The organism is Kribbella antiqua (assembly GCF_004345665.1).
Taxonomy (GTDB): Bacteria; Actinomycetota; Actinomycetes; order Propionibacteriales; family Kribbellaceae; genus Kribbella; species Kribbella antiqua.
Window position 1 is genome coordinate 416,126 of the sequence record NZ_SLWR01000005.1, and the last position, 19,216, is coordinate 435,341.

The 19,216-nt window shown below is 63.9% G+C and carries 24 protein-coding genes, 1 pseudogene and 1 riboswitch; of the genes and pseudogenes, 9 read left to right on the plus strand and 16 right to left on the minus strand.

Annotated features, from left to right (window positions below; all coding sequences use genetic code 11):
• Positions 1-75 precede the first annotated feature (75 nt).
• Positions 76-630 carry a GNAT family N-acetyltransferase gene (locus EV646_RS17300; RefSeq protein WP_132149645.1) on the minus strand — a complete coding sequence of 185 codons (555 nt, stop codon included), beginning with the start codon at positions 628-630 and terminating at the stop codon, positions 76-78.
• Between the two features lie 12 nt (positions 631-642).
• Positions 643-756, minus strand: a riboswitch (SAM riboswitch).
• Positions 757-794: 38 nt separating this feature from the next.
• Here EV646_RS17300 and EV646_RS17305 point away from each other — a divergent pair.
• Positions 795-1,550, plus strand: a complete 756-nt coding sequence (locus tag EV646_RS17305) for an alpha/beta fold hydrolase (protein ID WP_132149647.1) — start codon at positions 795-797, stop codon at positions 1,548-1,550.
• Positions 1,551-1,797: 247 nt separating this feature from the next.
• Here EV646_RS17305 and EV646_RS17310 read toward each other — a convergent pair whose 3' ends face one another.
• Entirely contained in the window at positions 1,798-2,730 is a 933-nt protein-coding gene (locus EV646_RS17310) for a GNAT family N-acetyltransferase (RefSeq protein ID WP_199237018.1), read from the minus strand.
• A 102-nt stretch (positions 2,731-2,832) separates the two neighbouring features.
• Here EV646_RS17310 and EV646_RS17320 point away from each other — a divergent pair, with 102 nt between their 5' ends.
• On the plus strand, positions 2,833-3,390 hold the full coding sequence (locus tag EV646_RS17320; RefSeq protein ID WP_132149649.1) for a DUF1990 family protein: 558 nt from the start codon (positions 2,833-2,835) through the stop codon (positions 3,388-3,390).
• Between the two features lie 15 nt (positions 3,391-3,405).
• On the opposite strand, the gene EV646_RS17325 is transcribed toward EV646_RS17320, so the two are convergent.
• Positions 3,406-3,840, minus strand: a complete 435-nt coding sequence (locus EV646_RS17325; protein ID WP_132149651.1) for a VOC family protein — start codon at positions 3,838-3,840, stop codon at positions 3,406-3,408.
• A gap of 448 nt (positions 3,841-4,288) precedes the next feature.
• Here EV646_RS17325 and mraY point away from each other — a divergent pair, with 448 nt between their 5' ends.
• Positions 4,289-5,374, plus strand: a complete 1,086-nt coding sequence (mraY, locus tag EV646_RS17330) for a phospho-N-acetylmuramoyl-pentapeptide-transferase (RefSeq protein WP_132149653.1) — start codon at positions 4,289-4,291, stop codon at positions 5,372-5,374.
• Between the two features lie 418 nt (positions 5,375-5,792).
• On the opposite strand, the gene EV646_RS17335 is transcribed toward mraY, so the two are convergent.
• Positions 5,793-6,215 carry a hypothetical protein gene (locus tag EV646_RS17335; protein ID WP_132149655.1) on the minus strand — a complete coding sequence of 141 codons (423 nt, stop codon included), beginning with the start codon at positions 6,213-6,215 and terminating at the stop codon, positions 5,793-5,795.
• A 474-nt stretch (positions 6,216-6,689) separates the two neighbouring features.
• Here EV646_RS17335 and EV646_RS17340 point away from each other — a divergent pair, with 474 nt between their 5' ends.
• A complete protein-coding gene (locus tag EV646_RS17340) occupies positions 6,690-7,478 on the plus strand; it encodes a hypothetical protein (protein WP_206752042.1) in 789 nt (262 codons plus the stop codon).
• A 342-nt stretch (positions 7,479-7,820) separates the two neighbouring features.
• Here EV646_RS17340 and EV646_RS17350 read toward each other — a convergent pair whose 3' ends face one another.
• The 4 genes from EV646_RS17350 to EV646_RS17365 form a co-directional block, all read right to left on the minus strand.
• The gene (locus tag EV646_RS17350) at positions 7,821-8,678 is read right to left on the minus strand and encodes a helix-turn-helix domain-containing protein (RefSeq protein WP_132149661.1); all 858 of its coding nucleotides are present in this window, start codon (positions 8,676-8,678) and stop codon (positions 7,821-7,823) included.
• A complete protein-coding gene (locus EV646_RS17355) occupies positions 8,659-9,177 on the minus strand; it encodes a DUF6879 family protein (RefSeq protein WP_132149663.1) in 519 nt (172 codons plus the stop codon). Before EV646_RS17355 ends, EV646_RS17350 begins: the two co-directional genes overlap by 20 nt.
• Before the next feature lie 5 nt (positions 9,178-9,182).
• Positions 9,183-9,377 carry a hypothetical protein gene (locus tag EV646_RS17360; protein ID WP_132149665.1) on the minus strand — a complete coding sequence of 65 codons (195 nt, stop codon included), beginning with the start codon at positions 9,375-9,377 and terminating at the stop codon, positions 9,183-9,185.
• Positions 9,378-9,484: 107 nt separating this feature from the next.
• A complete protein-coding gene (locus EV646_RS17365; RefSeq protein ID WP_132149667.1) occupies positions 9,485-9,703 on the minus strand; it encodes a hypothetical protein in 219 nt (72 codons plus the stop codon).
• A gap of 453 nt (positions 9,704-10,156) precedes the next feature.
• Here EV646_RS17365 and EV646_RS17370 point away from each other — a divergent pair, with 453 nt between their 5' ends.
• Positions 10,157-10,930 (plus strand): hypothetical protein, encoded by a 774-nt coding sequence (locus tag EV646_RS17370; RefSeq protein ID WP_132149669.1) that lies wholly within the window; start codon positions 10,157-10,159, stop codon positions 10,928-10,930.
• Entirely contained in the window at positions 10,920-11,483 is a 564-nt protein-coding gene (locus tag EV646_RS17375) for a hypothetical protein (protein WP_132149671.1), read from the plus strand. Before EV646_RS17370 ends, EV646_RS17375 begins: the two co-directional genes overlap by 11 nt.
• A 422-nt stretch (positions 11,484-11,905) precedes the next feature.
• On the opposite strand, the gene EV646_RS17380 is transcribed toward EV646_RS17375, so the two are convergent.
• From EV646_RS17380 to EV646_RS17405, 8 genes and pseudogenes are all read right to left on the minus strand, one after another.
• Positions 11,906-13,282 (minus strand): hypothetical protein, encoded by a 1,377-nt coding sequence (locus EV646_RS17380; RefSeq protein WP_132149673.1) that lies wholly within the window; start codon positions 13,280-13,282, stop codon positions 11,906-11,908.
• A 363-nt stretch (positions 13,283-13,645) separates the two neighbouring features.
• Positions 13,646-13,963 carry a hypothetical protein gene (locus tag EV646_RS17385; RefSeq protein ID WP_132149675.1) on the minus strand — a complete coding sequence of 106 codons (318 nt, stop codon included), beginning with the start codon at positions 13,961-13,963 and terminating at the stop codon, positions 13,646-13,648.
• Positions 13,960-14,133, minus strand: coding sequence for a hypothetical protein (locus EV646_RS39340; protein ID WP_199237019.1), 174 nt, complete (start codon positions 14,131-14,133; stop codon positions 13,960-13,962). The genes EV646_RS17385 and EV646_RS39340 overlap by 4 nt, the downstream gene beginning before the upstream one ends.
• Before the next feature lie 211 nt (positions 14,134-14,344).
• Entirely contained in the window at positions 14,345-15,298 is a 954-nt protein-coding gene (locus tag EV646_RS17390) for a hypothetical protein (RefSeq protein ID WP_241996096.1), read from the minus strand.
• Between the two features lie 63 nt (positions 15,299-15,361).
• A pseudogene (locus EV646_RS40960) lies at positions 15,362-15,541 on the minus strand (helix-turn-helix domain-containing protein); the annotation flags it as partial.
• A gap of 15 nt (positions 15,542-15,556) precedes the next feature.
• Positions 15,557-16,690, minus strand: coding sequence for a hypothetical protein (locus EV646_RS17395; protein ID WP_132149679.1), 1,134 nt, complete (start codon positions 16,688-16,690; stop codon positions 15,557-15,559).
• A 125-nt stretch (positions 16,691-16,815) separates the two neighbouring features.
• Positions 16,816-17,337 carry a GNAT family N-acetyltransferase gene (locus EV646_RS17400; protein ID WP_132149681.1) on the minus strand — a complete coding sequence of 174 codons (522 nt, stop codon included), beginning with the start codon at positions 17,335-17,337 and terminating at the stop codon, positions 16,816-16,818.
• Positions 17,334-18,122 (minus strand): GntR family transcriptional regulator, encoded by a 789-nt coding sequence (locus EV646_RS17405; protein ID WP_132149683.1) that lies wholly within the window; start codon positions 18,120-18,122, stop codon positions 17,334-17,336. The genes EV646_RS17400 and EV646_RS17405 overlap by 4 nt, the downstream gene beginning before the upstream one ends.
• Before the next feature lie 132 nt (positions 18,123-18,254).
• Between EV646_RS17405 and EV646_RS17410 the strand changes: the two genes are divergently transcribed.
• Genes EV646_RS17410 through EV646_RS17420 form a run of 3 tightly spaced genes read left to right on the plus strand, consistent with a single transcriptional unit; the run spans position 18,255 to position 19,212 of the window.
• Complete coding sequence (locus tag EV646_RS17410) at positions 18,255-18,704, plus strand: plasmid replication, integration and excision activator (protein WP_199237020.1); 450 nt, start codon at positions 18,255-18,257, stop codon at positions 18,702-18,704.
• Positions 18,705-18,706: 2 nt separating this feature from the next.
• The gene (locus tag EV646_RS17415) at positions 18,707-18,976 is read left to right on the plus strand and encodes a hypothetical protein (protein ID WP_132149687.1); all 270 of its coding nucleotides are present in this window, start codon (positions 18,707-18,709) and stop codon (positions 18,974-18,976) included.
• Positions 18,976-19,212, plus strand: a complete 237-nt coding sequence (locus EV646_RS17420) for a hypothetical protein (RefSeq protein ID WP_132149689.1) — start codon at positions 18,976-18,978, stop codon at positions 19,210-19,212. Before EV646_RS17415 ends, EV646_RS17420 begins: the two co-directional genes overlap by 1 nt.
• Positions 19,213-19,216: the final 4 nt, after the last annotated feature.

Genomic DNA, 19,216 nt, shown 5'->3' on the forward strand with positions numbered 1-19,216 from the left:
ACCTATCGATCAGTCGTCGGCGAGGAGCTTCTCGAGGAGCGGCGCGAGGGTCACGCATTGAGGCCACAAGCCTGCTTAGCGCTGGCGTTTGCTCACCTTCGCGGCGTCGGGCCAGGAGATGCGCAGGCATTTGGGAGTGCCGTTGAGGCGGCTCGGGTCTCCACCGGGCGGCGGCACGTCCGCCGTCTCCACGCAACTTCCTCCGGACGCGAGATAGAACTGCTGCGCGTCGGTGTTCTGCTGCAGCACCCACAAGTACATCGCGTTGCCGACCGCCCGTTGCGTGACGGCCCGCGCCGCCCGTGCCAGCAGTTGTGTGCCGACGCCCGTACGACGGTGGCTGTTGTAGACATGCAGATTGTCGACAAGACTCCCCCAGGTGGGATCGTTGTCAAAGGCAACATGCACGAAGCCGACCAGGCGGCCGTCGTACTCGGCGAGGATGGTCTCGGTACCGGTTGGCGCATCGAGCCGCGCCGACCACACCGAGCGCCGTTCGGTCGCGATGTCGCCGTCGAGGAACGAATCGGCGTACGCGCCTCGATAGTGCCGGCGCCAACTCTCGGCATGCAGGTCGGCGACCTGTTCGGCGTCTTCGAGTCCGGCCTTGCGGAACGACAACGACCTCACCAGACAACCCCTTCTCGCGGCTTGCCCGACACCGCATGTGCGGGGCCCGGTCCTCACCCGGAGCACCCCACCCACGAGGAGGGTTGCCGACCAGCAAGCCGGGGCTGAACGCTGGCACTCATGACCTTCCGCAAACCGTAGCAGTCGTGATCTAGCTTGTGGGGATGGAGATTCACTATGTGGAGCACGGGAGTGGTCGACCTGTGCTAGTGCTGCACGGTGCCGGCGTCGACTATCACGAGGCCGAGGCTTGCTTCGAACCGGCTCTCGATGGGGTACGGCGGATCTACCCTGACCTTCCTGGAATGGGCCGGACGATTGCTCCTTCCACGCTGCGCAGCGCCGACGACGTCGTCAACACGCTGCTCGACTTCGCCGACGAGGTCACTGGCGGGACGTCGTACCTTCTCATCGGTCACTCGGCGGGCGCGTACTTCGCGCAGGCGATGGCCGTTCGGCGTCCGGCACGGGTCGCTGGGTTGGCGCTGATCTGTCCGTTGCTGCCGGGACTGCGCGACGTACCAGAGCACCGCGTCATCGCCGGATCAGGTGACCTCGGTGACGACGACTTCCGCGGGTACTTCGTGATCCAAACCCCGGAGATGCTCGAACGGTACGAGCGTTTTGTCGCCCCAGCCGCCGCGCTCGTCGACGAGGCAGCGCTCGAGCGAATCGGCGAAAGGTGGGCGCTGACGCCGCCTGACGACGCGTCGACGTACGAGGGTCCGACGGTGATCGTGGCGGGACGGCTGGACTCTACAGTCGGTTATGCGGCCGCTGTCGATCTTGTCGACCACTACCCACACGCGTCGCTGGCCGTGGTCGACAACGCCGGCCACGCCCTACCCCACGAACAACCCGACCTCTTACGCGCCCTCCTCACCGAGTGGCTAACCCGCGTCGCTGACCTCGACGGCTGAGGCTCGGGCCGCGCGCCGACGATATCTCCGAGACGGATGTCTGCACGGAGTTGGGTATTGAGATCGTGTTGGCGTAGGCGGCGATGAGAAGGCAGACGCGAGTTGCCGCATCATCGACGCGCTTGGCATCTGCCATCGCCCACTGCCCGCCGTACCGAATTCCCCACAGCAAGTCGTGGAACCCGAGGTCAGGTAGCACCGCTGCGGCCGACGTCGTCTCGGCCGAGCTGCACGGGGCCCGGAAGACTCAGAAGTCGATGCGCATGACGGCGCGGCGTTGGCCTGGGCGGTTCACTTCTGTGAAGCCGGCGTCGGCGAACGTGGCGAGAGTGCCGACCGACCCGCCGTCCACGAAGTCCGGGTAGCCCTCGACGGCGCGGGCGCCGCGCTCGCGTGCGAACCCGACGGCGGCGCGGGCGAGCGCGCGGCTGACTCCTCGGCGCCGGTAGCCGACGCGAGTGACAAAGCAAGTCACGGCCCACACAGTGTTGTCGGCCTTGTCCTCGTTGCGGCCCAGCCAGGGGACCCGGTAGTCACGCAGCAGCCTCGGGTGATCCGCCCGCGGCGCGACGGCACACCAGCCGACAGGCTCACTATCGAGGTACGCAACCAGGCCGCTCGTCGCCCGTGCCTTCCGGTCTCCGCAGGCGGTCTGGTCGCGGAGCCGCGCGGCGAGCTCTTCAGGCCCTTCAGACGCCCAGGTCTCCTTGGGCAGCATCCGAAACCGCTGACACCAGCACCGCCCGGTGTCACCGGTCGTACCGAACACCGCCCGCAGATCCTCCCAGTCCGCCTCATTGGCCGGAACGATCCTGAGCTGCTCAGCGCTAACCGGCTCCCGCGAACTCGTCGGCCGGGCAATGGGCACTCGCTTCGCCTTCTGCTTACGGGGCAGCGCCTCGAACGTGAGCCGAACCTCCACCGCGTCGCCCGCGTCCAGTCCTGCAGGCTTACGTACGGCGTCCTTCAACGGAAGCAGATAGCCACCGTCCTTCGGCCACAACGACGTCTTCCACTCAGTACTCCCAATCCGAGCCCGGATCGGCAACATCCCCCACCCATAACTAGCAGCCAAGGCCACGTCCCGCAGCGCGGCACCTTCCTCCTCCGGCACCGCAACGAAGTAATAGGGCGCCGGCCCCCGCCACTCAAACACCTCGCCACTGAACTCCTGCTCCATGCCCAGATGCTAGGCCCCATTCCGGACGCACCCCTTCCGGATTCAGCATCGTGATGCCGCGTTCGGCACATCCGCGCCGTGCGCTTGCCGCACCATGTGGCTATGGGGTTGAGGGCCAGACCGGTGTTGTCGGAGCGAGCGTCGACGTACGACGGGGTAGGCGTGACCTTGACCCAGCAGGTGGGGTCGGCCGGATTCCGTGGGTACGAGCGCTCGGTCTTTCTCGGGCATGGTTCGTCGCGGTGGGACTTCGCCTCCACCGAGATCCTGCGGTGGGGAGTAAAGACCCGCAGCGGCTTCTCCGTCGAGAGTGGCGAGGCCAGTGGTGCGGGGCTCGGTCATCCGGTGGTCGCGGGAGATAGGTATTGGCTGGTTGCCCACCTAGGTCCACTGCGGATCCACGAGCCGGTACAAGTGATCGCGGTGGTCGACGAGCCGGATCGGAAGGGATTCGCCTACGGCACGCTCGAAGGTCATCCGGTGCGAGGGGAGGAGGCGTTCCTCGTCGATCGCCGAACGGATGGCTCTGTATGGCTGACGATCCGCTCCCTGACCCGACCCTCGACCGGCCTCTGGGGAGCCGCCTATCCACTCGCGCTCCTCGCCCAACGCCTGTACAGGAGGCGCTACTTCCGCTCTCTCAGCGAGCGAAACTCTTGAGAATCGGGCGGCCGCTCAGTCGAGGCAGAACTCGTTGCCCTCGATGTCTTGCATCACGAGGCACGACTCGTTGTCCTCGTCGGCGAGAAATGGTCGGACGCGTACGGCGCCGAGCGGGAGCAGTCGCGCGCATTCGGCCTCGAGTGCGGCCAGGCGCTCTTCACCCACAAGCCCGGTGCCGACCCGTACGTCGAGATGCACCCGATTCTTGACGACCTTGCCTTCGGGAACGCGCTCGAAGAACAGCCGCGGGCCCACACCCGTGGGATCAACGCACGCGAACGCCGAACCCCGCTGCTCAGCCGGCAGCGCACGTTCGAAGTCGTCCCAGGTAGCAAACCCCTCCGGTGGCGGCGGAACGACGTACCCCAACACCTCGCACCAGAACCGAGCAACCCGCTCAGGTTCAGCACAGTCGAAGGTGACCTGAAACTGCTTGACCGATCCCATCGGCCCACCATAGATGTCGCCTGCTGGGCGACGCTCGTCCGCAGGTGGCCGCGGTGCGCGCGGAAACCTGGGCACAGGGTTTGGGGTCAGACTGGGCTCGGCGTCAACTTCCTCACTACGAGGAGGACGCTCAGGGTCGCATTCGCCCTCTAGCAGCGCTCATAGCAACACGAACGCACCACACTCGAATTCCACCATGAGTATCCAGGGGTTCGCACCACGTCCTGCACCTCGGCCGTGGCAACGAGTCAGCGCGGTCCCTCCGATTGGTCGTCCGCTACTCGAAGGCCGGCTTCTGCCCTAGTTCGATCGACGTCGCGGTCTGCTGGGACCTGCAGCTTCGCTATGTTTGACCGACTTGCCGGTTCCCGTACCAACGGGCGGCGAGACGACTCCCTCTTGCCTCGAAGGGATCGACCACGCGAATGGCCGAGAGGGGCTGAATGTCATGAGGGCAATACTCCTGAGCGTTGCGCTGGCGGTGGTCTGCTCGCTGCTGGGGACCCGGATTGCTATCGGATGGTTCGCCCGTCACGGCTTCGGCCAGCCGATCAGGTACGACGGACCGACGACACATCATGTCAAGCGGGGTACGCCGACCATGGGCGGTCTCGTGATCCTGCTGAGTGCCACCGCGGCATATCTGACGGCAACGATCTTGACCGGCGGATGGCCGAGTGCCAGCGCTTGGCTCCTGATGTTGCTGTTCTTCGGCTGCGGGGTAGTGGGGTTCCTCGACGACTTCATCAAGGTCTATACCCAGGACAACCGGGGTCTGAGTAGTCGGGCCAAGATGGCGGGTCAGACGCTGGTCGCGCTCGTCTTCGGAGTCCTGTCCACGCAATTCTTCGCCGACGGGCGCGGTGTCAGGCCGGCGTCGCAGTACATCTCCACCACTCATGACTGGGGGATCAAGCTGCCACTGATCGTGGTCCTGCTCTTGATCTGGTTCCTCGTCACCGCGACCTCCAACGGCGCCAACCTCACTGATGGTGCCGACGGGCTGCTCGCCGGCACCTCGGCGTTGATCTTCGGCGCGTACACCATCGTGAATATCTGGCAGAACAACCAACTGTGCGACTCCTCGCGGCCCACTGTGGTGGAGTCGCAGTGCTACCAGGTGCGCGACCCTCTCGACCTCGCGGTCTTCGCGGCCGCCATCGCTGCAGCTTGTATCGGCTTCCTTTGGTGGAACGCCAAGCCCGCACGGATCATCATGGGCGATGTCGGCTCCCTCGCCATCGGTGGCGCCTTGGCGGGGCTGGCGATCATGTCCCGAACCGAGCTCCTGATGGCCGTCGTCGCCGGTCTGTTCGTGCTCGAGACCCTGTCCGTGCTCCTGCAGATGATCTGCTTCAAGCTGACCAAGCGACTCACGGGCACGGGGCGTCGCATCTTCCGAATCGCCCCCATTCACCATCACTTCGAACACCTGGGATGGGACGAGGTCACCGTAGTGATCCGCTTCTGGATCGTCGCCGGGATCTTCGTCGCGACCGGGCTCGGGATCTTCTATGCCTCTTGGCTGGCCTGAGCCCAAAAACAATTGAGTTCGGTCTCAAACGGCATCGGGGTCAAGACGGCGGCGCACACCGCAGCTGCCCTCTCGGCGTTCCCGCCTGACACACAAAAGCCCAGGTCAGAGAGTGTCTGCCTGGGCTTTCACGAAGCGCGCTCGGAGGGATTCGAACTCGAACCTTCTGATCCGTAGGAGCCTGCGCACGCTCACTGCTACCCCACCTGATTCCGGACGACGACTGTGACGTTGGCGGCTGGATGCTCGCTGGCAGGGGTCGTTGGGGTCAGGTCACGGTCGGTCTCGCGGTAGCCAGTTTGGAAGTGCGGCCAATCGCCCGCCCAGAGTCGGTCTCCACGCTTGAAACATGACCGCAGGACCCCGCGAGTGACCCTTACCGACCACCGCTTAGGGCACGGACGAGGCAGCGGCGGCTTCAGTCGTGGATCGGCTTTCCTTTCGGATCCCGCTTCAACTTGGACGCGTCTTGAGCAAGTGCAGCGCTGCCGATAAGGAATGCCAAAGCGACAGCGATTAGCCACCATTTGGATAGGTCACCACGAAGGATCACGATGCCCACGACCATGCCGGTGACAATGAATCCCACCCCGAGGCCGATGCCAAACGGGTCGCGTCTGGTCTCTAGCTCCCTGGTCATCATCTCCGCTTGCCGCTTGATCAGCTCGCCGAACGCCTCGCGGGCTGGATGCCCTTCGGGCAAGGCGTTCATCGCTGCGATGTCGCGATCCATATCGTCGCGGAGAGTCTTGCGGTTGGCGCGATTGCCAAGCAACGGCACTGCGGCGCTTAGGACGCCGCCGACTGCTACTGCAATCTCGCCGACGAGTTCGGAAGCCATAAGCGACGATGGTACGGCCGCCACACGTGCCCCGTCCCCCCGATAGCTGCCAAACCCAGGCCAGCGCGGCGCGTGTCAAGAGTCGGCTTGCCGATCCCGTAGCGACGCCGCAGGCGCTCTTGATGTGTGTCGCGGTGGCCGTACGATCGAGCGGCCAGGGGGACGGGGCTAACCGGCGGTCAGACGCCAGGACGCGGTTCGTGGCAGTTGGGATCGCGTGGACGGCGAAGCGTCCTGCTGGTGGGACCCGGCGAGGACGGCGCGCCGGCGCCGCCCGAAGTCCGGGTCCGCGCGCCGAAGGCGCGCCCTTGATCCATAAGAGGTCAATCCGGCAGCGCGAACTGACGCACTCCTGACGCACTCCTCGCGTACGCTGCCCGTCATCGTGGCGAAGGCACGGGGAAGGTGGAATTGGCAATGGACCCATTGCAGCCGCGGCCAGGTCGACCATCGCGATCAGCACGACGTATGGGTGTGTCACAGGCGTTCAAGCTGTTCGCCGAGGAGTGGTTGAAGAGGTACTTGTACGACCAGCCGCACGGCCCGGCGAACGCGCTTGGCGTGGCAACTGCGCTCGATCTTCCGGTCCAACAAGGCGGCGGCGGAGTCGCGGCCTTTGGCTCCGTTGTGGACTACATGGACAGCGGAGACGAACAACTGCTCGATGTGCTGCACTACACGGTCCTCGTGATCGAGCGTGGCGACGTGACGTTTCGTCCGCCGTCGCCATGGGAGGTGTTGGAGCGCCACCTAGCCTTTGCCGGATCAGTCTGGTCAGCGACGGAGCACGGTCTCGTGAACCGGGCGGAGCAGACAGCAGTGGATGCCATGACAACGGCAACTCGTCCCGCCGACAAGGCCAGCGCACACCTGGTCGAGGCGTGGAGGAAGGCATACGATCGCGACGGCGATCCATCGGACGCCTGGGATCACGCAATCAAGGCGGTCGAGGAGATCTTGCTACCGATCGTGATCCCGGCACAGGATCAGGCGAAGATCGGCCAGGTTCTCGGCGAGTTGGGGAGCAAGGGACAGCAGTGGGACGTAGGACTGCAGTTCAACGCTGATGCCCCGCCGAGAACGCCACCCGTCGAGCCCGTTGAGGCGCTGGTGGGCATGCTTCGCCTGCTATATCCCAATCCAGATCGGCATAGCGGGGCCAGCCACAGGTCACCGACCGCCGAGGAGGCACGAGTCGTCGTCCAGCTCGCGGTCAGCGTGGTGCAGTGGGCACGCGAAGGCATCATCTCGAAACGCACTTGATATGCACACGGCAGGACGGGCGTAGATGCAGGGGTATCCCGCCCGGCCCGCCTGCTAGGGAGCTGACCACGGTTGACGGGCGTTGCGTCGCCTAGTCATCGAGCCACTCGGCTCCGCTGGCGTCGCGGTGGTAGCCCTTGTGGTGGCCCTTGATGCAGGCGTTGCCGGTCATTGGGTTCTCACCGTCGCAACGTTCGGCTGGGCGCATCGTTGGCCAACCGAGCCCGCTGGGCCTTGTTTCGCTCGGTTCTCCGCCCCATTCCACGGCGAAGGGCTGAGCTGTTCCCGCTGTCATACCCGAACGCTAGGAACGCGCTGGGCGCCAGAGCCAGAAAGTTGCGGTTAGTTGCTGCGATTCAGCTCTCCTTGCACGCGGATGACGAATGCGCGTGCCTCTGGCCCATACAAGGCGGAGCGTCGCAGCATGTTGAACATGTTCCCGTAGAGCGCGATCTCCTGCGGCTGTGTCACCTCGATGCTGGCCGAGGGTGTCTCCAGGGTCACAAGCTTGTCATCGAAGATCCAGAACCCCGTTGTGCTGATCGCTTCGCGCTCGATCATCGTCGGCACGATCCCGAGGGCGACGTTTGGCAGGGTCATCACGGTCAGCAGGCGGTCGAGCTGGCCGGCCATTGTCTCGGCGTTCCCGAACCACGTACGGAGCGCGTTCTCCTCCAGGACTACAGCGAACCGCCGTCTCCTCTCATACAGGATGGACTGGCGTTGCAGCCGCGCCGCGACAGCTTCGTCTACGTCGCTGTCGGTGCTGAGGAAACGCGCCCAGAACGACAGCATCGCCCGGACGTAGTCGGCGGTCTGGAACAGACCGGGAATCACGCTGTGCTCGTAGATCCTGAACTGCTCGGCGCGCTCGTATGTCTGCTGGAACGCGAGCATGAGTTGCTTCACGCCGGAGCGTGCGCGCCGACGGAACTCGACGTACATGGACTCGATCGCCCTTGCCTGCGCGATCAGGTCCGCGGCCTGGTCGTCAGCGCCGCACACTTGGCACCAAGTCCGGATGTCTTGGTCGGTGGGAGCCTGGACGCCATGTTCGAGCTTGCTGATACGCGTGAAATGCCAACCGGTCGCGGCTGCTAGCTCGCGACCGGTTAGACCAGCATCTTTGCGCAAGTTCCGAAGGCGTAGCCCGAGGGCTTCTTGTACCTTCCGAGCTGCGCTATTCGGGTTTGTACTCACTGAGCGGAATCGCCAACGGCCACACCTGCTCGAATGCCTTGCGGCACATCTCGACGGTGGCGGGGTTCGTGGTGGTCGTCAGAGCGTTGTTCAGTCCCGCGCCGGAGTAGTGCAGGAAGACCACCCGTTCGTCATCGAACACGTAGTAGTCGTTGCCGGGGAAGCACAGTTCAGACACCTGTCTCCTCGGGATGAACCGCTCGTCCTCGCCGGCCTCCACAATCGGCTTCGTGATGGTGAGCGTCCAGCGCTGGTAGTCGCTGAGCGGTTCGGACACGATCCGGGCGCGCTTGATCGTTCGGCCCGCCGCAACGTGTGCACGGACCGTGGTGCACCAGTCCTGGAGCCATTCGAGGTCGTCCGGTTCACCGGCTGCCCACTTCGCCATGTGCGGCAACTCGACCTCGGTGCCGTAGGCGTCGCGGGTCTCCAAATGAATCGAGCTGCGCTTGAACGTCTTCAGCAGCTCTTGGAACTCGTCGTTGGTGATCTCTTCCACAGGTCCTACTTGAAGAACTGAATCATGCGGTCCGGGATCTCGACGGCGGTCTCACCGTCCGGGAGGTTGAGCGTGGCGAGCGCATCCGGGTCATCCACAACCCAGCCCTGCACGACCCAGCTTCCACGATCGGTCTTGTAAAGGGTGGGCGAGTTGGTCGGGTGAGACTCCGGGTCGCCTGCTACCAAGGTGAGCTTCATGTTTGTTTCCCCTGCTTCCGTCGTTGCGTCAGCTTGCTCTGTCGAGTCTGGGGGTACGCATTGTTGCCTGTCAGCGGTGTTGCGTAAAGTTGCGCCAGTTGCCCGGTTCAGATGGTCTGCTCGCTGAGCGCCGGCCAGAGTGCCCGCTCGATGGGCTCGAGGCGGTGCTTGTAAGTACGCCGCTCGCGAGACCGTCTCTTGGTCCGCCAGATGGCGACTGCGAGCCGCTCGGCTTCACCGCAGTAAGCCGTTGCCCCCATGCAAGGCTGCACGAGCCGCGTGACGTGCACGCCACGATGCGGCTGGTAGCCGGCGGCCCGATCCATAGGGTCTAGTGAAGCGGGCGACAGCACGCGCAATGGAGGGGTGGGTGGCTGGTGGGTGGCCGGCGCTGGTGGGTCGCTGGCGACAGCATGTGATCAGCGGCGATTAGCCGCGCGAAAGGGTGGGTGGGGCGGCCGGGCGAGCTCGCGACGAAGGAGCGCGCGTAGCCGGCTGCGAGGGCTCAACAAACCAAGAACCCAGGTCTAGGACCTGGGTTTGGGTGGCGCGCTCGGAGGGATTCGAACCCCCAACCTTCTGATCCGTAGGAGCCTGCACGCCGAACCAATGAACGCATTCGCCGCCGAGTCAAGTGGCCCGAGGTGGCGCAGATGGCCAGGTTGTCAGCACCCGTTGGGGTACGACTGGGGTACGGGCGACCGATTCGCGTGTCGCCCTCCGTCAATCCCCCGCTCGTGAGACGATCAGTCGCCACAGCACTCCAGGGGGATGGCTCAATGGCTCCACCAATCAAGACAACGATCAGCGACATCGACAAGCTCTTCAACTATCTGAAGGGCCAGGTCGGTTGGGTCCCCTTGGATCGGGTGCGAAGTACCATCGACTCCAAGCTCTCAGACAATCGCAAGCTTGAGGCTTGCCGGTACCTCGGGCTGATTGACAGGGACGGCACGAACATAAAGTTGTCCGACTCGGGACGTGCGTACGCGGGCGGTGACGACGCGGAGCGTGCTGCGGTGATGCTCGCGGCGCTCAGGAGCGTGCCTCTGTATTCGCAGACGGTCGACTGGATCCATTACAACCACAAAGCTGAGCCAACGAAGACCGACGTCGGCAACTACTGGCACGACAAGTTGCAGAGCGAACTCGATGGGGCAAAGGACACAGCTCTCACCGACGCGGTGATCTTCTTCTTCCGCGTGGCGGATGCGGCCGGTTTGGGCAAGTTCATCGCCCCGGGCAAGGGTAGACCCATCGCGCTTCTGCGCTCAGACCTTGAGGCGATCGAGCAGGTTGTCACAGGCTCCGCCTCGCAGGCCGAATCGAGCGAGACTCAAGCATTGCCTGATCCGCCGCCGGCAGGGACGACGGCTGGGGCCGGCAGGCCGCCGGCGCCTGTTCCCGCGGCTCCAGTGACGCCGGTCAGCGTGCAAACATCCCCGGCGATCCACATCAATCTTGAGATCCACATAGCGGCGGATGCGACCCCTGCCACGGTCGAAGAGATCTTCAAGAACATGCGGAAGTACGTCCTCGCAGATGGTGAATGACGCAGATCTTCAGCATCGGCTCGATGCACTCCGGAAGTTTCAAGAGCTTCATGAAGTGCCGGTCAGTGACCGCGAGACGCAGTCTCCGGCCGCGGCCCTCAAAACGCTGAATGATGCGGTCGCATCTGCTCCAAACGCCTACCGGGACTACCTGGTAGAGGCTGTCACGTGTTACGAGCACGCTCTATACAGGGCAGCCATCTTGCTCGTCTGGGCCGCGACGGTTGAACATCTCTACCTCGTGGCGTCAAACCACAGGAACGGCATCAAGAATCTGGAGGCTGCCAACTTCTCCCGATTCGGCCAGTCGAAAACCTATCGAAGAATCAAGAAGAAGGACGACTTCCTGTACCTCGGCGAAGCACACTGGCTACAGCTGGCCGAGGATGCCGGCATGATGAATCGGAACGCACGTCAGATACTCGTTGATCGACTAAATCTCCGAAACCGGTGTGGACATCCGACCAAGTACAGGCCTGGTCGCGAGGAAACTGTTGTATTCATCGAAAGCCTTCTGCTGAACTTCCTCAGCGGCCAGATGTTGAACTGGTAGCCACACCTGCCCCGTCCCCCTGATAGCTGCCAACTCAGGTCAGCGCGGCGCGGGTCAAGAGTCGGCTTGCCGATCCCGAAGGGACGCGAAGCGCTCTTGACGCGGGTCGTGATGGCCGGACAATCGAGCGACCAGGGGGACGGGGCCAACCCGCCAGCCTTTGCTGATGCCGCCGCCGGCGAGATGTCTGTCGGAGTGAGTGGTTGAGGATCGGCCAGACGCAGAAGGTGCGCGCGGCGGAGGGCGTCGGCCGGAGGTCGTAAGCCCGGGCCGCGCTGCGCGCCGCTTGCGGCGCGCCTTGATTCTTAAGAGGTCAATCCGGCAGGCCAAGGTTTCCGCGCCAGCACCTCCGTCGCGGGCGGTACGAGTTCAGGCCGCCAGATGGACTGCGGCGACTGAACGCCCACGGCTGAGACGGCATCTCAGTCAACTCCAGCAGCGGCCTTCTTTTCCGCGCGAGTGGACGGGATCCTTGGCACAGCAACAGTTGCGATACAGACCTGCATTTCAAGACCGTCGAGTTCGGCGATCTTGTAGGTGAAGATCGGCCACCCGTCAACCGCTCCCGGTATCTCACCGATGTAGCCGGGGACTCCGCGCGCCCACGTGTGGATGCTGCTTACTGCATTGGCGAAGCTGTCGTTTCGGCTCAGCGCCAGGAACACTGTCGAAGTGGCAGCAACTGGAATGTAGCGCATCAACTGGTCCTCGATGGCCGATTCGACGTCATCTTTGCCACCGACCCATTTCGACTCGAGCACGAAGATCGACGCCGGCCCTTTTCCTTCGTCCAGTGCGTTCGCCTGTATGCGGATGTCAGCCTTCCCGCCGCGTGAGTAGATCTCGCGTCCCGCGCCGGAAGTGGTCGCGTGCAAGGTGGCACACAGTAGGTCGCTGATGCGGTCTTCGGCGAGCCCAGTGAATGCTTCGGGGTGGTCTTCCAGCTTGTCCGCCCAGGCTCGGATCGTGTGCTGAATGTCTGCATAGCTTGTCGGTTCAAGTCGCCAGCGGACCGGAATCGCGATGCCTTCGATCTCCACCACGGGCGGATCAGGAAGCTCATCCGCCTCTGGAACCGCCAACTTCCACTCGGAAGGTAGGCCGAGGGTGCTAAACAGCGCATTGACGTTGTTCAGATGAGTAAGGCGTGCGGTGGCTCGTTCTCGCAGGATCTCGGGCAGAGTGACCTCGAAGAAGTTGGCCATCTGCGCCGCGATTGCGATGACGATACGCTCGGCGTCCGCTCTGCGCTGGTTGAACAAGTCGGTTGTCCGTTGGCGGGCGGCCGGATCGCCGAGTTCTTCGGCGGTCAGGTCATCCCAAGTAGTGAGGGCGACCACGTGTGTCCCGGTCGGAGTTGTGACCGGCGCGCAGGTCCAACGATCAATGCTGGCGAAGTACCGACGTGCATCGTCATCGGATGCCGGATCGATGTTGCCGACATCTTCGTTCACCGGCTGGAGCGCACCATCGTTCTCGTCGGGCCAGTACTCCAGAATGGAGTCATCGCCCCGGACCTCGATGTCGTAGTAGACCCGTGTAGTAGGGATCCTGCGTCCCGGGGCCACTTCGCGCGCTCGTCCTTCACCAGTGCGGCCGGGAAGTTGCTCTCCGAGTGTCGGTGCTGTGGGTCGAACTGAAGCGATGGAACTGGCCATAGCGCTGCCAATGAATGCGTCCAACTGCTCGATCGTCCGAGCGTTGGACGCCTGTTCGATCAGCCCTCGGCTCCACTGGCGCAGCAGGTTCGACAACGGCCGGTTTTCCTTGGCGAACACAGTGAATATGTTGTTACGCACGTCTCGATCTTAGGGCGTCCATGACCAGTACGGTCCTGCCAACAACCGGCTGGCTGAGGAACCGGCGGCCTCAACTCGTCCGACCAGTCCCAGCGCAATTCGGGCAAGGCTCGTGCTCGGGTTCGGTGATCACCTTCCCATCCTTGATGCGGGTCTTCTGCACCACGATCCAGCCCTTGCCTGCGCAGGCGGGGCACGATGTTCCCGATGGAGAGTTGGACTCGGGCATGGGTATATCCGTTCGGTGGGTCTTGACGTGACCGCGCCCTTGCCCAGAGGTGTGAGGACGAGGCCAGGGCAAGGGCGCGGGGTGGTGAGGCGAGACCGGCGCGGATGCGGGGATCGGCACGCCGGCCGCGCCTGTTAGGGGGAGGTGGTGGGGATGACTCGGCCGCCGATGAGGTGTTCGAGGCGGTTCTTCACTTCGACTGGGCTGCCGATGCCGGCGAAGTGAAGGATGCTCGGAATCAGGACTGTGGTGATGTCGAGGGCGGTGACCTGCTGTACGAGACCGTTGAAGGCGTCGGGGCTTGTTGCCGGTTCCTCGACGTGGACGTAGGCCAGGGCGTAGCCCCACTCGCTCGCGAACCGGGCTACGTCCATCCGGACGCGTTCTAGCTCCGAGTGGGTGATGAGGAGGCTTCCGTTGACGTAAGCCACGGCGGCTGGCTTGTCGGTCACTGCTCGGCCTCGGCAGGCTCGTTGGTGACGCGCAGACCCGCATGTCGGCGCTGGATGGCGTACTCGAACCAGGTCGCCTTCGCGGGGTCGGAGAGGTGGTCGATGATCAGGTGTTCGCCCAACCACACGCAGACTCGGCGTAGCGGCTGCTCGGTGGCCGGCGCGCTCATTCGACCCGGCTCCGGATCAGCTGCGTGAGGAGGACTCCGTCCAGGACGGCACCGGCAAGGAGAAGGATCGTGAACGCCGTAAGCATGATCTGCACCCGTTGATTGAGGGCGAAGCAAGAGCTTCGGTAGCGGCGTCAGTGCGCTACGTGATCAAGAGTGGCGAGGCGTAGAGGATGCAACTTTCACAGCTTGTGAAAGTCTCTGCGGCCTGTCAGAGACTGATCCAGGCGGCGTACCGGGTAAGCGACTCGGAGGGGTGCCGTGAGGTCTGGAGGAGGTCGAGAACGACTCCGCGGACCAGCGGGTGCCGGCGGGCTTGGCCTGGTGCGACCTGGCGGGCGATCTGGAGATGGCGAAGTGCCTGCTCGGGCAGATTCAGACGTTGGTAGGCGCGGGCCAGGTCGAAGTGGTGGTGTCCGATCCGGGTCGGGAGCCAGCCACGGGGGAACAAGATGAACTCGCCGAGGTGGATGGCGTGGGAGTAGTCGCCGAGCTCGATCATCGTGATGACGCGATGGACAGCAACGTTGGTCGGGCCGAAGCCGAACCAGAAGGTTTCGAGGTCTTCGCCGGTCTGGTGGGCGTACCGCTCGGCCTCGTTGAGGTAGTCGCGGGCCCGGGACGCGTCGCCAGTGCGTGCCGACAGGACAGCTGCGCCGAGGTTCAACTGTCCGGAGGCTATGAGGGCGCCGGGCGTCTTGGGGTCGGTTCCCTCGAGGTGGGTTCGGCCGGCGTTGTTGAGGCGCCAGCCGGTTTCGTAGTCGTGGCGGCGCAGGTACGCCGTGATCCGCAGGTACTCGCGAGCCGCACGAAGAGCCGGCGCCCGATCGCCTGCCTGTCGAGCGGCCCAGTCCATCCGATTGAGCGCGATCAAGGACAGGTCCGGGTAACCGGCCGCGATCCCAACCGTATGCGCGCAGCGATAGGCCTCGGCCAACAGCCCCCAGGCATCGGCGCGATCGGTCCCAGTCCAGGTGTTCGCGGCGGCGTGCAACTCGGCGTACAGCCCTGGCAGGACCGGTGCCATCGATTCGTACCGGGCCGCCTGGCCGACGACGTTGGCTACCCGGACGGCTTCGCGAAGGACCGGCAAGGGGCGCGGTGTGATGGTCTCGTCCGGGGCCAGGTCGTACAAGTCGAGTTGAGTCCGAACGCGCCCGAGCATCTTTCCCAATCGCTCATCCTGTGAGGCTTCAGGCGCTGAGTTCCCAAGCAGCACAGAGATATCGACGCCCAACGCCCGGGCGCAGGCCGCCACGAAGCCTTCACTCGCCGGGCGACTACCACTCTCGACTTTCGTCAACAGGCTGTATGACACGTTCGCCAAGGCGGCGAGCCCGTGCTGCGTCAATTGTCGGTGCTTGCGCAGCAGGGCAATTCTCTCCCCCACCTCGGCTACCTTGCCCATTGTGTCACCCGATCCTTAAGTCGGCTGGTTTGGACTCTCGTCAATAGCCCTTCGCCAATGACCGTAGATTCTGCACAGCTTTACGTAATCAGTGAACAGAATAAGCATCTGTAGCTGACCTACCGTCGACTTCACAAAGTCGATATAGGTCAGCTCGTCACCCTTTCCGGTCGTGATCATTCCCGAGCTAACCACGAAGTCTACGTCCGCGTGCGCGATGGCGTTGCGCGTGCGTCGATTGAAGAAGGTATCCCAGACGGAACGAGTGACAGGAAACTTTTCAAGGTAGAGTTCTTTGAGTTCCGAGGTGAGCTTTTTGAACTGTGCGATTGTTTTCGGAAGCTTCTTCTGATTCCCGTCAATTTGTGGAACCCAACCCGAACTGTAGTCAGCGGCGCAGATTTTGGTAGCGTCTCGCCCCTCTTCGACGTTCTTTGCCGCTACGAGCAGGTAGAGTGCCTGACTGCAGAGCTCGTAGCTCTGCTGGTAGGCGTCACGCAAGATGTGGAAGTCCTCTCCGGGAAGTCTCCATCCGCTTGGCGCCTCGCGCTTGAATATGTCGAGGTACATCAGGGCCAGGGCCGGCGACCAGATGGCACGCTCGCCAATCATCCGGCGGATCTGATCGAAGAGCCTCCTCTGTAGGCCGGCCAGCTCGGCATCATCCATGGATGCGCAATACCCGACGAATCCGTCAGTCGCAGGACTCGCGGCCCATATTTCCTGCTTCGCGGCCAGGTATTCGCCGCCTGGCCCTAGGGGAAGCAGGCCAATCGCGATCACGCGGTGAAGCACGTCGTACCGCTGCAGCATGGAAGGATTCTCAGGCCACTCGCCATCTAGAAGTTCCGACATCGCCCGATCAAATAGTGGCCAGTCCTCTTTTAGATAGAATCCGTAGGCCCGCTCCAATACTGGCCATTTCTGATCCGCAAAGGAGTGGAATGAGCCAAGCATCTCTCCGAACTTAGGAAAGTCTCCCCCGAACGCCTGTGCTGCCGCGATGAACGGTGAGATCAAAGGCGCCGAAGGGTCGGTCGGAAAATCCGGATGTGTCGTAATCGACTGGACATTCAACCAGTTCTCCGGTTCAGGCACCCGGGGAACTGAGAACTCGACCTCATAATCATCTTCGCTGAGAGTGATCATTCCTGAGATGCTTGAAGCGCAAGTCGGGCAGTGCACAAGCACCCTTTGGCGCCTCGCATGGCCAAGTCCGACTCGGATGGCGGTCAATGTGCCACATCCAGGGCAATCGACATAATTTCGAACTATCACGGGCGGTCACCAGGTGCATCTGTTGATCTCTGAAACAACGCACCTGAGGGGTAGTCCGCGAGATCTAAGGTTCGGACGTGCTTGAAGCCGTTGCGCTCGTAGTACCGGTGGAGGCCGGTGTTGTCGGTCCATACGTCGATGCGGAGCCAGTGGAGGCCGAGGCGGTGGGCTCGGTGGCAGGCCCAGTCCATGATTTCGGTGCCTAGGCCGGCGTGCTTGCGGCGGACGATCAGGCGGTGCATGTACATCGCCGGGTCGGCCTGCTCGTCTGGCGTCCAGAGGCGGGGGTCCGAGAAGGTGTCCAGGGCGACGGTGGCCATGGTGGCTTCGTTTTCGTCGCGGATCATCCAGGTTTCGCCGGCGTCGATGCTGGCGAGGATGCGGCGGTTCTGCTCCTCCGGGTTGGGCCACGCGACTGCCCATTGATCGATGCCGCGTTGGGCGAGCCATTCGCTGGCCTCGGTGCGGAGGGTGAGGATGACGCCCAGGTCGTCGGCGTCGGCGCGTTCGATGATCATGCTTCGGCGCCCTCTTGGGCGAGGTAGGCGCGTACGTCGCCGAGTTCGTAGATGACGCGGTTGCGGTCGCTGGCGAAGGTGGTCAGCGTGAGGCGAAGCGGTCGCTTGTCGCTGAACGTCGTACGGGCGTAGACGATCACCGGTGTGCCGGAGCCGAGCTGGAGCTTGCGCGCCTCGTCCGGGGTCGGCATGCGAGCTGTGATCTCGTCGCGGTAGCCGACCTCTTCGTGCCCGACCTTGGCCATGGCCCGGATCGCACCACCGGGGATGTCGTTCGGAACGACCAGGCCGGCCTGCTGGGCAATGTCCATTGGGTAGTAGCTGACCTGGATGCTGAGCGGCTGGTTGTCGGCGTACCGGACAAAGCCGCGGGATACCAGCGCGTCGCCTTCGGTGACCTGGAGTCGGTTGGAGAAGTCGGGGCCGGCGACTTCGAGGCTCATGGCGAAGTCGCGGTACTCAGCGTGCCGACCCTGCTCGGCCATCTCGGATTGGAAGGCGTCGGCCTGGTCGCTGGCGCGGCGATCGCGAGTCTCGGCCCAGGTGGCGTGGTAGTCGGCCATGATCCGCTCGCGCACGATGGTGCCGCGCCCTGGCGTGCTGGTCACCATGCCCTCGTTCTGGAGCATGCCTAGCGCTAGCCGGACGGTGTTCCGCGACACGTCGTGAGCGGCCATGAGGTCTTGCTCGGTCGGGAGCCGTTCGCCGGCCTTGATCTTGCCGGTGCGGATCTGCTCGCGCAGCTCGGCTGCGATGCGCTGGTAGAGCGGTGCGGACTGTGCCATTTGAGGGAACCTCCTGGTTCGTACCAACCAATGGTCCCATTTTCCTTGACTTCGCGCCAACCCTGGGGTAAAGATTGGTCTCGTACCAAACGTTGGTACGAATCCAATGAAGGGATCTGAACCATCATGGGTATGCCGAGAAAGATCGTCGTCGAGTTCGGCGACACGTTCCCCCACGGTCTGTTCGCGGTCTCCGAGGTGACCCCGGCACGGGACTTCGAGAAGTCCACGAAGACCAACTCAGTCCAGACGATCGATGAGGATTCCGGTTGCCCGGTCTGGACGCTCGACGTGATGGACGGTGACCCGGAGGCGCGCAAGGCCGACCGGACGTTCACGATCCGGATCATCACCAAGGTTCAGCCGGTGCTCCCGCCGGCGCTTCCGGGTCTGCCGTTCACGGCGATCGAGTTGCAGGGCATGACTGCCTCTCCGTGGGTGGACACGCGGAGCTGCTCGGCTCCGGACGAGGGTCGTTCGCACCGCTGCCGGGCACGGCAGGGCTGGAGCTTCCGTTGCATGGGCATCCGGGCGCCGAAGAACATGCCGGGCTCGGGCGCGGCCGAGCAGAAGGCGGCCTGACCATGAGCGTCGCGGAGAGCGTGGACCCCGGTCAGTACCTGGCCTATCAGAACGGTCGCGCGGCATTCCTGCTGAGCGAGTTGCTGACGGGCGAGCCGAGCAAGTTCGTTCGCTTCGAGGCGCGTACTTGGCTCCACCAGCATCAGGCGTGGCTGTCCGACTCCGACGAGGAGGGCGACCCCTGGGAGGACGGCTACGAAGACGAGGAGGAGGACGAGGTCCCCGCCGATCGGTCGGTCAACAGGGTCCTCTACTCGGAGGGGTGGCTGTGATGACCCCGTGGCGTGAGGCCGAGCCTGGGGAGCGCTGCACCTGTGGGCGGCAGGCTCGGGAGGTCTTCGTCCGTGCGGACGGCGACGAGATCGGCTACTGCGGCATTCCGGACGGCGGGGCCAAGAGCGGCCCGTGCCCGTTCTGCGGCCTGCGCCGGCACTCCCCGGGTCCGTGCCCGAGGTACACCCTCCGGCCGCCGGCGACCCGTGATGACTCGCGACCGAACGGCGGCTGATCGA